At 56.1% G+C, this 14588-nt stretch carries 14 protein-coding genes; 7 read left to right on the top strand and 7 right to left on the bottom strand.

The features are described from left to right. The first annotated feature begins 254 nt into the window (after nt 1-254). The 6 genes from rpsA to I9188_RS10535 all read left to right on the top strand — a co-directional run bounded on the left by rpsA (nt 255) and on the right by I9188_RS10535 (nt 7185). The gene (gene rpsA / locus I9188_RS10560; RefSeq protein WP_209505405.1) at nt 255-1931 is read left to right on the top strand and encodes a 30S ribosomal protein S1; all 1677 of its coding nucleotides are present in this window, start codon (nt 255-257) and stop codon (nt 1929-1931) included. Nucleotides 1932-2201: 270 nt separating this feature from the next. Then, complete coding sequence (gene ihfB, locus I9188_RS10555; protein WP_050603110.1) at nt 2202-2486, top strand: integration host factor subunit beta; 285 nt, start codon at nt 2202-2204, stop codon at nt 2484-2486. A 7-nt stretch (nt 2487-2493) separates the two neighbouring features. Next, the gene (locus I9188_RS10550; protein WP_209505811.1) at nt 2494-2844 is read left to right on the top strand and encodes a LapA family protein; all 351 of its coding nucleotides are present in this window, start codon (nt 2494-2496) and stop codon (nt 2842-2844) included. A 5-nt stretch (nt 2845-2849) separates the two neighbouring features. Next, nucleotides 2850-3494 (top strand): phosphoribosylanthranilate isomerase, encoded by a 645-nt coding sequence (locus tag I9188_RS10545; RefSeq protein ID WP_209505406.1) that lies wholly within the window; start codon nt 2850-2852, stop codon nt 3492-3494. A gap of 98 nt (nt 3495-3592) precedes the next feature. Continuing rightward, nucleotides 3593-4840, top strand: a complete 1248-nt coding sequence (gene trpB, locus I9188_RS10540; protein ID WP_209505407.1) for a tryptophan synthase subunit beta — start codon at nt 3593-3595, stop codon at nt 4838-4840. A 689-nt stretch (nt 4841-5529) separates the two neighbouring features. Continuing rightward, nucleotides 5530-7185, top strand: coding sequence for an Ig-like domain-containing protein (locus I9188_RS10535; protein WP_209505408.1), 1656 nt, complete (start codon nt 5530-5532; stop codon nt 7183-7185). A gap of 28 nt (nt 7186-7213) precedes the next feature. Here the strand turns inward: I9188_RS10535 and I9188_RS10530 are convergent, their stop codons facing one another. From I9188_RS10530 to I9188_RS10500, 7 genes are all read right to left on the bottom strand, one after another. Then, nucleotides 7214-7588: a DUF2237 domain-containing protein gene (locus I9188_RS10530; RefSeq protein WP_209505410.1), complete on the bottom strand. Its 375-nt coding sequence runs from the start codon at nt 7586-7588 to the stop codon at nt 7214-7216. A 9-nt stretch (nt 7589-7597) separates the two neighbouring features. After that, nucleotides 7598-8761, bottom strand: coding sequence for a serine hydrolase (locus I9188_RS10525; RefSeq protein WP_209599615.1), 1164 nt, complete (start codon nt 8759-8761; stop codon nt 7598-7600). An 83-nt stretch (nt 8762-8844) separates the two neighbouring features. Further along, nucleotides 8845-9525 (bottom strand): aminoacyl-tRNA hydrolase, encoded by a 681-nt coding sequence (gene pth, locus I9188_RS10520; protein WP_209599614.1) that lies wholly within the window; start codon nt 9523-9525, stop codon nt 8845-8847. A gap of 141 nt (nt 9526-9666) precedes the next feature. After that, complete coding sequence (locus I9188_RS10515) at nt 9667-10314, bottom strand: 50S ribosomal protein L25/general stress protein Ctc (RefSeq protein ID WP_209598217.1); 648 nt, start codon at nt 10312-10314, stop codon at nt 9667-9669. Between the two features lie 251 nt (nt 10315-10565). Continuing rightward, nucleotides 10566-11732, bottom strand: a complete 1167-nt coding sequence (locus tag I9188_RS10510; RefSeq protein WP_209505419.1) for an alpha-hydroxy acid oxidase — start codon at nt 11730-11732, stop codon at nt 10566-10568. 145 nt (nt 11733-11877) lie between these two features. Next, nucleotides 11878-12669, bottom strand: a complete 792-nt coding sequence (gene trpA / locus I9188_RS10505) for a tryptophan synthase subunit alpha (RefSeq protein WP_209505421.1) — start codon at nt 12667-12669, stop codon at nt 11878-11880. Nucleotides 12670-12748: 79 nt separating this feature from the next. Then, a complete protein-coding gene (locus I9188_RS10500; RefSeq protein WP_209505423.1) occupies nt 12749-13237 on the bottom strand; it encodes an acyloxyacyl hydrolase in 489 nt (162 codons plus the stop codon). Nucleotides 13238-13437: 200 nt separating this feature from the next. Here I9188_RS10500 and ychF point away from each other — a divergent pair, with 200 nt between their 5' ends. Then, complete coding sequence (gene ychF, locus I9188_RS10495) at nt 13438-14535, top strand: redox-regulated ATPase YchF (protein WP_209505432.1); 1098 nt, start codon at nt 13438-13440, stop codon at nt 14533-14535. Nucleotides 14536-14588 lie beyond the last annotated feature (53 nt).

The raw sequence follows: 14588 nt of genomic DNA, 5'->3' as shown, positions 1-14588 counted from the left end.
GAGTTCCTGCGCGCGCTGCCGCGCACCATAGGCTTTGCACTTGCACCGGTTCAAGATTCAGCCTATACGCGCGCTGTCGATACAAGGGCGGTCAACGTCCGGATGACGTTTCTGAGCAGGGCCGGGTTACCTCGGCCCTTTGTGTTTGTTTGCTCAGGGGCGCACCGGGTCACGCCAGACGGCATCATGAAACAAGACCGGCGGAGACAACCGCTCGGCCAGCAAAAACGTACTGTAAAGGAAATGAACGCCACATGGCTAACGCATCCATGGAGGAATTCGAAGCCCTCCTGAATGAAAGCTTCGAAATGGACACACCCGAAGAGGGTTCTGTTGTCAAAGGCAAGGTTCTGGCGATCGAAGCCGGCCAAGCCATCATCGACGTAGGCTACAAAATGGAAGGCCGCGTTGATCTGAAAGAATTCGCAAATCCCGGCGAAGCCCCTGAAATCGCTGTCGGCGACGAGGTCGAAGTTTACCTGCGCGCCGCAGAAAACGCCCGTGGCGAAGCCGTCATCTCGCGCGAGATGGCCCGCCGTGAAGAGGCATGGGACCGTCTGGAAAAAGCATATGCCGACGACCAGCGCGTCGAAGGTGCAATCTTTGGCCGCGTCAAGGGTGGCTTCACCGTCGATCTGGGTGGCGCAGTTGCGTTCCTGCCCGGCTCGCAGGTTGACGTGCGCCCCGTGCGCGACGCTGGCCCGCTGATGGGTCTGAAGCAGCCGTTCCAGATTCTGAAAATGGACCGCCGCCGTGGCAACATCGTTGTGTCGCGCCGCGCCATCTTGGAAGAATCGCGTGCCGAACAGCGTGCCGAAGTCATCGGCAACCTGTCCGAAGGTCAGACCGTCGAGGGTGTCGTCAAGAACATCACCGAATACGGTGCATTTGTTGACCTGGGCGGCGTTGACGGCCTGCTGCACGTCACCGACATGGCATGGCGTCGTGTGAACCACCCGTCCGAGATCCTGACGATCGGCGAAACCATCAAGGTTCAGGTCATCAAGATCAACAAAGACACCCACCGCATCAGCCTGGGCATGAAGCAGCTTCAGGAAGATCCGTGGGATCTGGTTGCTGCCAAATACCCGCTGGGCTCGGTTCATCAGGGTCGCGTCACCAACATCACCGACTACGGCGCATTCGTCGAGTTGGAAGCAGGTGTGGAAGGTCTGGTGCACGTGTCCGAGATGTCCTGGACCAAGAAAAACGTCCACCCCGGCAAGATCGTTTCGACCAGCCAGGAAGTCGACGTCATGGTTCTGGAAATCGACGGCGCCAAGCGTCGCGTGTCTCTGGGCCTGAAGCAGACACAGCGCAACCCATGGGAAGTGTTTGCAGAAACACACCCCGAGGGCACCGAAGTCGAAGGCGAAGTCAAGAACATCACCGAATTTGGTCTGTTCATTGGCCTCGAGGGCGACATCGACGGCATGGTTCACCTGTCGGACCTGTCCTGGGACGAGCGTGGCGAGGATGCGATCCAGAACTACCGCAAAGGCGACATGGTTTCGGCCGTTGTCTCGGAAGTGGATGTCGAGAAAGAGCGTATCTCCTTGTCGATCAAAGCTTTGGGTGGTGACAAGTTCGCAGAAGCCGTTGGCGGCGTGAAGCGTGGCTCGGTCATCACTGTCGAAGTGACCGCAATCGAAGATGGCGGCATCGAGGTTGAGTACGAAGGCATGAAGTCGTTCATCCGTCGTTCCGACTTGTCGCGTGACCGTTCCGAACAGCGCCCCGAGCGTTTCTCGGTCGGTGACAAGGTTGATGTCCGCGTAACCAATGTCGACAGCAAGACCCGCCGTCTGGGTCTGTCGATCAAGGCACGCGAGATCGCAGAAGAGAAAGAAGCCGTGGAACAGTACGGTTCTTCCGACTCGGGCGCGTCGCTGGGCGACATTCTGGGTGCGGCGCTGAAGTCGGGCGACTAAGCCCGGGGCGCATCCCAAGTATGATTTACGGCCCCGCATGGAAGTGCGGGGCCGTTTTTGTTGCGAATCAACGTGTTCCAAACACGCTGCTTAAACTCGATTATGTTCGCGCTTGAAGTGTGTAAATCAGTCTGTCGGGCAAAATTTCGCGTGAGAATATGGCAAAATAAAGCCTCAACACGCAGAGTATCCGTTCCCCCGTTCTGGGTTTTTTCCTATACTGTCAAAACAGTAGACCTGTCACACCGGCTGCCTGGGAGGGTATCACGAATGATCCGTTCAGAACTGATTCAGAAAATCGCTGACGAAAACCCGCATCTCTATCAGCGTGATGTCGAGCGGATTGTGAACACCGTGTTCGAAGAAGTCACCGATGCCATGGCGCGCGGCGACCGGGTCGAGCTGCGCGGCTTTGGTGCCTTTTCGGTGAAAAAGCGGGATGCCCGCGTTGGGCGCAACCCCCGTACCGGTGAAACCGTTCAGGTCGAAGAAAAATGTGTACCATTTTTCAAAACTGGTAAGTTGCTAAGGGATCGTTTGAACGGTAAAGCCTGACCTCATGATGCGTTACCTTCGATATGCTTTTCTTGGGACTCTCGGGATCGTTCTGATTTCCGTTTCCTTGGCAAATGTTCAGTCTGTGGAACTGAAACTGATGCCCGATGCTCTGGCCGAGCTTCTGGGCTTTAACGTCAGTACCTCTTTACCGCTTTTTCTGGTCGTTCTCGGTGGCGTTGTCGCCGGTTTGATCATCGGTTTCATGTGGGAATGGCTGCGGGAACATAAACACCGCCGCGATGCGACCGTGAAAAAGGGCGAGGTCCGCAAGCTTGAACGCGAAGTCAAGAAGCTCAAGAAAAAGCAGAACGAGGGTAAGGATGATATTCTGGCCCTGCTCGACGAGGCCAGCTGAGGCTTATGTCTACCGTTGTGTCCGTCAAGATCTGCGGTTTGACCGCCCCAGAACATGCGCGCGCTGCGGTTGAAGCTGGCGCGCGCTACGTCGGGTTCAACTTCTTTCCCAAATCGCCCCGTTACGCGCCGATACCGCAAGCCGCGGCGTTGGCCGCCGAAATACCAATCGGCGTCGCCAAGGTCGCTCTGGCCGTGAATTTCTCGGACGCGCAGCTTGATGAGATTGTCGCGGGTGTTCCGCTGGATATGTTGCAGCTTCACGGTGGAGAGAGTCCCGAGCGTGTGGCAGAGATCAAGCAGCGCTATGGCCTGCCCGTCATCAAGGCGATCGGTGTTGCCGAGGCCGAGGACCTGGCTGCGATTGATCTGTATTCCGAAGTTGCAGACCAGCTTCTGATCGATGCAAAGCCGCCGAAGAATTCGGAACTTCCCGGCGGCAACGGTCTTCCTTTTGACTGGCGGCTGCTGGCAGGTCGCAAATACTGGCGCAGGCCGTGGATGTTGTCCGGTGGTCTGAACCCAGACAATGTCGCTGAGGCGATCCGCATGACGGGTGCGCGGCAAGTCGATGTGGCGTCCGGTGTTGAAAGCGCACCGGGCGTAAAGGACGCTGTATTGATACAGGCATTTATCGACGCGACACGCTGATTTTGTTTGCCGCTGCAAGGGGGCGACATGGTGCGTTTTGCCATGGCAAATCCCGCTACGACCACCTATGACAGTCAGGTACGACGAGGGAGACACCCATGGCCAACGATCTTTTCAATTCCTTCATGTCCGGCCCTGACGAGCAAGGGCGATTTGGCATCTTTGGCGGGCGCTTTGTCAGCGAAACGCTGATGCCGCTGATCCTGTCACTGGAAGAGGAATACAACAAAGCCAAGGATGATCCGACCTTCTGGGCCGAGATGGATGATCTGTGGGCCAACTATGTGGGCCGCCCCTCACCTCTGTATTTCGCGGAACGCCTGACCGAGCATCTGGGCGGGGCGAAGATCTATCTGAAACGTGATGAACTGAACCACACCGGCGCACACAAGATCAACAACGTGCTGGGCCAGATCATTCTGGCGCGCCGCATGGGCAAGACCCGGATCATTGCCGAGACCGGGGCAGGGCAGCACGGTGTCGCGACAGCCACGGTCTGTGCGAAATTTGGTCTGAAATGCATCGTTTATATGGGTGCCCACGACGTGCAACGTCAGGCCCCGAACGTGTTTCGTATGCGCCTACTGGGGGCCGAGGTGATCCCGGTCACTTCGGGTCGTGGTACGCTGAAAGACGCGATGAATGACGCGCTGCGCGACTGGGTGACCAATGTGCGCGATACGTTTTACTGCATCGGCACAGTGGCCGGTCCGCACCCATACCCGGCGATGGTGCGTGATTTCCAGTCGATCATCGGCAAGGAAGCCAAAGAGCAGATGATGAAGGCCGAAGGCCGTCTGCCGGATACGATCATTGCAGCTATCGGTGGCGGCTCGAACGCGATGGGCCTGTTCTATCCTTTCCTTGATGACAAGGCCGTTAACATCATCGGTGTTGAGGCCGGCGGTAAAGGTGTAAACGAAAAGATGGAGCATTGTGCCTCGCTGACAGGCGGTCGCCCGGGCGTACTGCATGGCAACCGGACCTATCTGTTGCAGGATGATGACGGGCAGATTCTGGAAGGCTATTCGATTTCGGCTGGTCTGGACTATCCGGGTATCGGGCCCGAACATTCCTGGTTGCATGAGGTCGGTCGCGCGACTTACGTCTCGATTACCGACAAGGAAGCGCTTGAGGCATTCCAGCTGTGCTGTGCCACCGAGGGTATCATTCCCGCACTGGAACCCAGCCACGCTCTGGCGCATGTCATGAAGATCGCGCCAGAGTTGCCCAAGGACCACCTGATTTGCATGAATATGTGTGGACGCGGTGACAAGGATGTTCAGACCGTCGCAAAATACCTGAACTTCGATATGTCTGACACCGAGGGTCGCACTGTCGGTTGATTTCGAACCGGGGCCACATGCCCCGGTTTACAATTTCGATCAATCAAGCTGCCGGGAAAACCCGTCGGTCCACCCTTGATTGTAGTGCCGCTCCGAAATGGCTTTCGGATCCAATTTCTGTTTCACCGGGCGCAGATGGATTGTGGCTCCTACCCGGCGTGGCATCCGGTTTTGTCACTGTATGCTCGCCCTCGCAAGCGATCCTTTTGGACCCGCCGGAGCCCGGCCAAAGAATCGCCCACAAGCGATATCGCCCTGTTCCACTTGCGCCCGAAGGTTTCCAAATGGTGGTCAGTGCGGCAAGTGGAGCCACACTGTTGTAAAATTGCTGAAATTTCAGCGATTATGTCCCTTCTGTCTTTGCAGACGAGTTTCCAGCGTAGCCTGCCTCAGGTTTCTTTCTCCGCGAGACGACACTGTAAATACTGGGTGTTTCAAGCTGTTTGAGAGTTAGCCTTGGTCAAAACCCGGTTGTTCTAACAACACGACGTGCCCCGCACGCCCCAGTTGATTCCTGCCGCGTTCTATACAGCGTCTTCCAATTGAATTAACTTCTCATTAACCGGCGATTTGCCGCCGGTTCTGGGGATGTCTCTGCGAAGATGGGGCAAGGATGACGCTGCTTGGGATGCGATTTTAACCCCGGGCACTCTGGTGTTTGGCACCCACGCGGTGCTGTAGGAGGTAATATGGTTTGGTCCGCAATTACGAGGCTGTCGTGCTTGGGTCTTTTGGTTTCCGCGCTTTTGATGGGAAGCGTCAAAGAGGGTCTGGCATTTGGCAACCCTTCGTTTCCGTCCCAGACAGTCGCAACACCTAACGGCGGGCAGATTTTCTTTTCCAATCTCCAAAGTACTGCGACAGCGTTCATGTCGTTGGGCGGCTCGGGAGAAGGCCCGGGAGGATCGTTCTATTTCAACAATGGTGTTTTGACTCAACCTGCTATTACGCCAGCAGGATTGGCCAATCTTGGATATATTGGCGCGACGATACTCAGCCAGAATGGAGCCGATTCCACTTACGCCGCTGATGGCTATCTTGGGGTCATGTTCACCGCGCGCGAAACCGTCGGAGGGTCGCTTTACCTTTATGAAATAGCGCTGTCGGGCGTCACGAATACCCAGATTATCAACACTAGGACTTTGGCAGACACGACGCAGCCGACGGCCTCAATTGGTGCGCTGACAACAATCGGGAACGGTACGTTCCAAGCGGTGATCACACTGAGTGAACCCAGCACAGATTTCACGGTGGGCGACTTGTCGGTTACCAATGCGTCCGCAAGCCTGACAGGATCGGGATCCAATTATGTTGCGACGTTGACTGCGCAAAATAACGGTACAATTGAGCTGTTTATTCCCGCAGGCGTTTTTTCGGATGCCGCCGGGAACCTGAACCTTGCGTCCAACAGGGTCAGCACACAACAGGGTGTAACGGACACACAGCGACTGGTGCAGGCCTTTCAGAACGCCCGGGCCAACAGCCTCGTGACCAATCAGCCAGAGCTGACGCAGTTTCTTCAGCAATCAGGATCAGGTGCGCTGGACTCGTCGGTGACGCAGGGATCGGGGTATCTGAAATTTGCAAGTGATCCAACCCAACCGGTCTGGTTCAATCTGTCCGGGAACTGGAGCTCGCAAAACGATTACGACAGTTCTTATGCCTTGGCCGTGGTGGGGGCGCATGGCTGGGTGAACTCGAACCTTCTGATCGGCGCCATGTTGCAGATCGACTATGCCGAAACCGAAAACGGCCCGGCCAGCGTGGATGGCACAGGGTGGTTGGTCGGACCTTATGTCGTCGCCAAACTGCCCAGCCAGCCGGTGTTTTTAGAAGGGCGCGTTTTGTACGGTCAGGCCGATAACGAAATCTCTCCACTGGGCACCTATACCGACAGTTTCGATAGTGAACGCTGGCTGATCCAGTCGCGCGTAACCGGAGAGTTCAAGCGCGGTGACCTGACGCTTATGCCGCTGCTGGATGTTAGCTATGCCAGCGACGATCAGGAGGCTTATACCGATAGTCTGGGCAACCTGATCCCACAGCAGGATTTCAGCCTGACCACTGCACGGCTGGGTATGGATTTCAGTCACCCAATCCAGGTGTCGCGTGGTCAGATGATGCTGACCGGTGGTCTGTCTGGTATTTGGAGTACAACATCCGGCTCAGGCACTGTTCCTGGCGTGACACCGATAGGGGATACCGCCCGCGCCCGCGCTGATCTGGGTTTTGATTACCGGCTGGAAAACGACAGCCTTCTGGCTGCAAACCTGTTCTATGACGGTATCGGCGAAAGCGGTTTTGAAAACTACAGTGTCAGCCTGATCTGGCAAATGGCATTCTGAATCAGACATGCGCCCCTTAGGGGGTCCTTTAGGTCTTTGCCTTATTTTGAAGCAAAATGTCGAGTGGTACGATCTCAAGCGCGCGTTGATGTGTCGCCTCCAGATGAACCTGCGGTGCACATCCTTCGTCATGAGCTTGCAAAAATCGGCTGGCGCATAAACACCAACTGTCGCCGGGGCGAAGGCCTGGAAAGTCGAATTCGGGTCGTGCCGTGCTCAGATCATTGCCGACATATTTTGAGAACGCCAGAAACTCGGCCGTCATCACGGCGCAGACGGTATGACTGCCCTGATCCTCGGGGCAGGTATTGCACGCACCATCCCGGAAGAACCCCGTCAAAGGGTCGCGAGAGCACGGGGCCAGAACGCCACCCAGTACATTGATACTTTCTTGTTTCTGCATAATGGCATCTTACAGACTTTCCGCAATCTTGCGGAACATTTCGATGTTAAGATCATTCACGCCGGGTTCACGAAATAGCCTGTCTGCACCAGTGGACACAATCAGAACGCCCCTGGGCTGGTTGAAATAGATGTATTGCCCATAGACGCCACGGGCCAGAAACTCTCCTTCATGCGCGCCGCGGGGAATCCACCATTGATACCCGTACCCGATCTCTCCTTGTGCGGTCGGTGCGCTGGGTTGGGTGGCTTCGAAAATCCATTCGGCAGGAACCAGTTGTTTTCCATTCGCGATGCCGTCCTGCAGGATCATTTGTCCGAACCGGGCGAAATCGCGCGTAGTAAAGTTGAGGCCCCCCAAAACAAAAGCGACCCCTGCACCATCAGTGATGTAGTATCCGTTCCGCTCCAGCCCCAACGGTTGAAGGATCTTTTCCGTCAGAAGGTCTGCCACATTCCGCCCGGTCGCACCGCGTATCACCATGCCCAGAACATGGGTGTCGATCGAGACGTATTGCCAGGTTTCACCCGGCGTCGCAAAGCTGTCTTGCAGCGAGGCTGCGAAATCGTCCAGCTCACCACCCAGGGCAACCACACGCCCCATCCGATTGATGTCGGAATTTGGGTCGAGATAATCTTCATCAAACGTCACGCCGCTTGCCATGTTCAGCACGTTGCGGATCGACGCGGTTTCATACGCGCTGCCTTTCAGTTTGGGTGCATATTTGACGACCGGGTCATCCAACGACCCGATTGCGCCCTCTTGCAGCAGGATACCGAAAAGCGCCGAAAGATAGCTTTTGGCGACCGACCAAGAAATCCTCCGGTCATCCGGCCCGGTGCCAAGATAATATTCCTCGAATCTGATCTTGCCGTTCTGCATGACCAGCAACGACGTGACCGATCGTTCATCGATCCAGCTGTCGGTTCCTTCCGGCAAGTCGAATCCTTCGCCATAAGGCAGGTCCCAGGTTGGCGCGTCTCCGCGCGGCAGGTTTACGGTCAGAAAAGCCTCGTCCATATGCGAGAAATTGTGAACGATCTTCTCTTCCGAAAATAACGAGTTTACGGCCAATAGGCGCTGCAACTCTTCGCGCTTCCACAGCCCGACGGCAGTGGCGGCCAGAACCAGCGCCAGTACGATGCGCAGCACCCACTTCAAGATGGATTTCATCGCATTGCCTCCCTAGTTGGCCGGTATTGGAACGCGGGAGATCACATTCCGCAACCTCTACGTAACGGAAAGAGGCCGGGGTGCTACCTGAATTTGTCCAAAAGCTTCTGCATGGCAGACCGGTCGTCATCCTCGGTGTCGGGTGCGGGCGTTGAAGGTGTGTCGGCTTTAGGTGCAGCGGTTTTTGATGATCGCGGCGGGGCAGTGCGCAATGCAACTGCATTCATGAACTTGCCGCCCTCGTCCTGTGCCAGGTTGGGTGCCCCGTCCGAAACACCCCGAAGAACGTCGTCCAGCCAACTGGTTTCGGATTTCGCGAAATCACTGAGCACGTACCCCGAAACCATTTCCTTGCGGCCCGGATGCCCGATCCCAAGGCGTACACGGTCATATGCCGCCCCGATATGCTCATGGATCGAGCGCAGTCCGTTATGCCCGGCGTGCCCGCCCCCTGCCTTGACGCGCAATTTGCCCGGGGCAAGGTCCAATTCGTCATGAAATACAACAACGTCGGTGGACTCCAGCTTGTAAAACCGCATCGCCTCACCCACGGATTGACCCGATCGGTTCATGTAGGTCTGCGGTTTCAACAAAAGGACTTTCTCAGTGCCAAGCCGACCTTCCGATATCTCGGCCTGAAACTTCGACTTCCAGGGGCCAAACCCGTGATCTGCAGCGATCCGGTCCAGGGCCATGAACCCGATATTGTGCCGGTTCCGGGCATATTTCTGACCCGGGTTTCCCAATCCAACAAACAGCTTCATGTTTCTGTTCTGCCTTTGTCACTTCAAAGACATTTCATGCCCGGAAAACGTCAGGAAATCCAGTCGCGCGTGAATGTCGGGTCCCAAAAAAAACGGGGCTCACCCGAGCCCCGTTTCAAAGTCGGAAATTCTATTCCTAACTTATTCTTCTTCTTTGCCGACAACTTCGACTTCATCGGCTGCAACTTCAACTTCTTCATCTTCGTCGCTTGTGGACAGGCCAGTCGGCGCCGAGATGTTGGCAATCACAAAGTCACGGTCGATGGTCGGTTTGGTGCCCTCAGGCAGATCAACCGACGAAATGGTCACAACGTCGTTGATGTTCAGACCGGTCAGATCAACCGTGATCTTCTCGGGAATGTCGCCGGCGGTGCACATCAGTTCGACTTCCGGGCGGACAACCGTCAGAACGCCACCCTTCTTAATGCCAGGGGCTGCATCCTCATTGATGAACTCAACGGGAATGAACAGCGCGATCTTGGTGGTCCGACGCAGACGCATCAGGTCCAGATGGGTCGGCAGGTCTTTGACAACGTCACGCTGAACGTCGCGGCAGATAACGCGGACATCTTCGTGACCTTCAACCTTGAGGTTCCACAAAGTCGACTTGAACCGGCCCGCTTTCAGGCGCTTGAACAGGACGTTGAAAGGGATCTGAATTGGCAGCGGATCTTTGTCGCCACCAAATACGATGCCCGGAACCATGCCGTCGCGGCGTGCCTGACGAGCGGCGCCCTTGCCTGTCCCCGTCCGTTCCAGAGCTACGAGATCAGGAATCTCACCAGCCATGATATATTCTCCATTGTTAGGGCGGGCATCCTCCAAGGCTGTATACCCGCGTGAAGCCGCGTCCTTAGCTTGATTCACCCGATTTGGAAAGAGGTATTTCTTGCCATGCCGTTCGGTTGGGTTCTATCGCCTGTCCTGGAGTATTTATCTGGCGAACGACTGAAGCATCCCCAGCTTCATCTGGCCAAAAATATCCCGGGGGAGGCGCCCGGAACGGGCGTCGGGGGCAGAGCCCACTTGTGAAACATCGCTTACGCTTGCCAGCGGCCCCCGAAGTTTTCAGGTATCAGCAGATTGTGACGCCCCAACGCTGCCACGTTTTTCTCACCACAAAGCGCCATTGTCGTATCAAGCTCCCTCTGGATCAGCTCAAGCGCCGTAGTGACACCTTTCTGACCCATGGCACCCAGACCATATACAAACGCGCGGCCAACATAGGTCCCTTTGGCCCCAAGCGCCAACGCCTTGAGCACGTCTTGCCCGGATCGGATACCACTATCCAGATGCACCTCGATATCGCCCCCAACCGCATCCATGATCTCGGGCAGGACACGAATTGAGCTCAGCGCGCCGTCAAGCTGACGCCCTCCATGATTTGACACAACAATCGCATCGGCACCCAGCTTGGCGGCCATCCTCGCGTCATCCGCATCAAGGATGCCCTTGAGGATGACTTTCCCGCCCCATTGCTCCATCAGTTTTTCAACCTTGGACCAGTCCAGGCTGGGGTCAAACTGTTCTGCGGTCCAGGCCCCCAATGAAGACGCGTCCGAAATACCATGCACATGCCCCACGATATTGCCGAACTCGCGCCGCTTGGCCTGCAGCATTTCAATGCCCCAGGCCCATTTGGTCATCAGGTTGGCGATGGTTTTTGCCGTCAATTTGGGCGGGGCCGACAGACCGTTTTTCAGATCTTTGTGCCGTTGGCCCAGAATTTGCAGGTCGAGTGTAATCACCAGCGCGGAGCATTTTGCGTCTTTTGCCCGCTGGATCAGGCGATTGATGTAGTCCGTGTCCTTCATCGTATATAGCTGAAACCAGAAGGGCTTGTCGGTATACCCGGCCACATCTTCGATCGAGTTGATGGACATTGTGGACAGCGTAAAGGGTACACCAAATTCCTCGGCGGCTTTGGCGGCCTTCATCTCTCCGTCTGCATGTTGCATCCCCGTCAACCCGACCGGGGCAAGCGCCACGGGCATTGAAACGTCTTCGCCAATCATTTGCGAAGATGTCGACCGACCGGACATATCGACCGCAACCCTTTGGCGAAGGCGTATTTTTTCAAAATCGGTCGTGTTTTCGCGAAAAGTCTGTTCTGTCCAGCTGCCGCTTTCGGCGTAGTCATAGAACATACGGGGCACGCGGCGTTCATATATGCGTTTGAGGTCTTCGATATTGGTGATCACAGGCATGAAAACAGGGCTCCGCGTTTATTGGTTAGTTTTCTTTACCAATTCATTCCCAAGGCTGCAATGTTTTGACGCTACAACAATGAGTCACGAAATACCCGCCGCGGTACCCGCGACGGGTTACAATTCTCGCATGTTGGCTGCGAAATCAGGCGCTGTGCGCGCCATCCGAAAGAGATTTTACAAAGGTCAGCACGTCGGCCACAGGTTTACCTGCGCCGATCTGGCTGACGATCGCTGACCCGACCACCGCGCCGTCCGACACCGAGGCGATATTGCGCGATTTCTCGGGCGTGTTGATCCCGAACCCCACGATCACCGGCAGATTGGTCGCGGCCTTGATGCGGGCAACCTCGGGGCCAACATCTGTTGCCTCTGCCTCGGCTGCGCCTGTTATCCCGGTGATCGAAACGTAATAAACAAAGCCCGAAGTGTTTTGCAGAACACGAGGCAGGCGTTTGTCATCCGTAGTTGGGGTCGCCAGGCGAATGAAATTCAGACCTGCCGCTTGCGCGGGCAGGCAGAGTTCTGCGTCCTCTTCGGGGGGGAGGTCCACCACGATCAACCCGTCAATACCAGCCGCTTTTGCATCGGCCAGAAACGCGTCGACACCGCGGCTGTAGATCGGGTTGTAATACCCCATCAGGACAATGGGGGTTGTATCGTCTGTTTCCCGAAACGTTCGTGCCAGATCCAATGTGCGTTGCAAGGTCATGCCCTGCTCAAGCGCACGTTGGCCCGCAGCCTGAATAGTAGGGCCATCGGCCATCGGGTCGGTAAAGGGCAGGCCCAGCTCGATAACATCCACACCAGCACCTGGCAGGCCTTTGACCACTTCAAGCGAAGTGTCATAGTCGGGATCCCCGGCCATGACATAGGCGACAAAGGCCTTCTTGCCTTCAGCTTTCAGGGCGGCGAACTTGGCGTCGATACGGGTCATCGGATGTCCTTGCACTCGGGTTTCGACCTGATGTGCAGAAACTTTGACCGAAAATCAATCCCGCCCAGACAGGAATGGATCAGAAGCCCAGATGATAGCGTACCAGCAGGGCATTCACGCCCGGGTTTTCGTCATTGGTACTGGCGTTGGATTTATGGGTAAGCGCGACAGACACGCTGTTGCCATTGTTCAGGTTATAGCCAAGACCCAAAAGGCTGCGAATCTGAAAATCGCCCCCAAGATCATTCAGGTCGTTGCTGGCATTATAGTAGCCGGGCATTACACTGCCTTCCACGAACCAGCGATCGCTCAGCGCATACTGCCCGATCAGGCCCGCGCCGATATGCGTGTCACCATCTTCATCTACAGTTAGGGCCGCACCCCAACCGGCGCGAAACCGCGTGGCCTGATGAAATGGTGCATGGTGGTATTCAATCGAGATCAGGCCCTGATCCTCGGACGTGTCTTCGGAATAATCTGCGTATCCAGCGCCAAAAACAATGGTCTGTGCCTGGGCTGACACGCAGGCTGTTGCCGCCATTACGGTTACAAGAAAAAAGTGTTTCATCGGGTTCCGCTAACAAAAAGTGATCGTGCGATATTAACTGGTTATCGTAGGCGCCGTTTTTCAATTTAGACAAGAACACATTTTCCAAACAATTTTGTGATGTGGCGAAATGGACTCGGCAAAGGTGCCGCCAGCAATCCCTTGCGCATCTAGGCGGACCTGCATAGAAGCTGCGATCGTATTATATGCAGGAGGCCGTGATGGGCTTTAAGATGGGAATCGTGGGTCTACCGAATGTCGGCAAGTCGACCCTGTTCAATGCGTTGACCAAAACCGCAGCTGCGCAGGCCGCGAACTTCCCGTTCTGCACCATTGAACCCAATGTCGGGGATGTTGCGGTTCCCGACGCCCGTCTCGACAGGCTGGCGGCGATTGCGTCCTCAAAACAGATTATCCCAACGCGTATGACTTTTGTGGATATCGCGGGTTTGGTGAAAGGCGCGTCAAAGGGCGAAGGGCTGGGCAACCAGTTTCTGGCGAATATTCGCGAAACGGATGCGATTGCCCATGTGCTGCGCTGTTTCGAAGATGGCGACGTGACACATGTCGATGGTCGCGTTGATCCGGTTGCGGACGCTGACACGATCGAGACCGAACTGATGCTGGCCGATCTGGAAAGCATCGAAAAGCGCCGCGCCAATCTGGTGCGCAAGCTGAAAGGCAATGACAAAGAGGCGCAGCAGCAGGACCGTTTGCTGGCCGAGGCGCAGGCGATGCTGGAAAGCGGCAAGCCCGCACGTCTGGTCGAAGTCAGCGACGAGGACGCCAAGGCTTGGAAGATGTTGCAACTGCTGACCACCAAACCGGTTCTCTACGTCTGCAACGTGTCCGAGGAAGACGCCGCACAAGGCAACGAATACTCTGCCCGCGTGGCCGATATGGCCGCCGCGCAGGGTAATGCCCATGTCATCATCAGTGCCAAGATCGAAGAAGAGATAAGCCTGCTGGATGAGGACGAAGCCCAGATGTTCCTTGAGGAGATGGGATTGGAAGAGCCCGGCCTCGACCGTCTGATCCGCGCTGGTTACGATCTACTGAAGCTGGAAACCTATTTCACCGTTGGCCCGAAAGAGGCCCGCGCCTGGACCATCCGCACTGGCACCGCCGCTCCGCAGGCCGCCGGTGTGATCCATGGCGATTTCGAAAAGGGTTTCATTCGCGCCGAGACCATCGCCTATGACGACTATGTCGCCGCAAATGGCGAGCAGGGCGCGAAAGAGGCGGGTAAGATGCGGGCAGAGGGTAAGGGCTATATCGTCAAGGACGGCGATGTGATGCACTTTTTGTTTAATACCTGATCAATTGGGCTGTTCCTGTCGGGTGAGCGGGGTATCCTGCCTTATCCGCAGCA

This window comes from Ruegeria sp. HKCCSA071 (assembly GCF_017872555.1).
Taxonomy (GTDB): domain Bacteria; phylum Pseudomonadota; class Alphaproteobacteria; order Rhodobacterales; family Rhodobacteraceae; genus Ruegeria.
This window is presented reverse-complemented; position numbering and strand designations above follow the sequence as displayed.

Coding starts and splice junctions, on each gene's coding strand:
- rpsA (WP_209505405.1), top strand. CDS start 255: ATGGCTAACGCATCCATGGAGGAATTCGAAGCCCTCCTGAATGAAAGC.
- trpA (WP_209505421.1), bottom strand. CDS start 12,669: ATGACCCGTATCGACGCCAAGTTCGCCGCCCTGAAAGCTGAAGGCAAG.
- I9188_RS10550 (WP_209505811.1), top strand. CDS start 2,494: ATGCGTTACCTTCGATATGCTTTTCTTGGGACTCTCGGGATCGTTCTG.
- I9188_RS10510 (WP_209505419.1), bottom strand. CDS start 11,732: ATGCCTGTGATCACCAATATCGAAGACCTCAAACGCATATATGAACGC.
- trpB (WP_209505407.1), top strand. CDS start 3,593: ATGGCCAACGATCTTTTCAATTCCTTCATGTCCGGCCCTGACGAGCAA.
- ihfB (WP_050603110.1), top strand. CDS start 2,202: ATGATCCGTTCAGAACTGATTCAGAAAATCGCTGACGAAAACCCGCAT.
- I9188_RS10530 (WP_209505410.1), bottom strand. CDS start 7,588: ATGCAGAAACAAGAAAGTATCAATGTACTGGGTGGCGTTCTGGCCCCG.
- pth (WP_209599614.1), bottom strand. CDS start 9,525: ATGAAGCTGTTTGTTGGATTGGGAAACCCGGGTCAGAAATATGCCCGG.
- ychF (WP_209505432.1), top strand. CDS start 13,438: ATGGGCTTTAAGATGGGAATCGTGGGTCTACCGAATGTCGGCAAGTCG.
- I9188_RS10500 (WP_209505423.1), bottom strand. CDS start 13,237: ATGAAACACTTTTTTCTTGTAACCGTAATGGCGGCAACAGCCTGCGTG.
- I9188_RS10525 (WP_209599615.1), bottom strand. CDS start 8,761: ATGAAATCCATCTTGAAGTGGGTGCTGCGCATCGTACTGGCGCTGGTT.
- I9188_RS10515 (WP_209598217.1), bottom strand. CDS start 10,314: ATGGCTGGTGAGATTCCTGATCTCGTAGCTCTGGAACGGACGGGGACA.
- I9188_RS10545 (WP_209505406.1), top strand. CDS start 2,850: ATGTCTACCGTTGTGTCCGTCAAGATCTGCGGTTTGACCGCCCCAGAA.
- I9188_RS10535 (WP_209505408.1), top strand. CDS start 5,530: ATGGTTTGGTCCGCAATTACGAGGCTGTCGTGCTTGGGTCTTTTGGTT.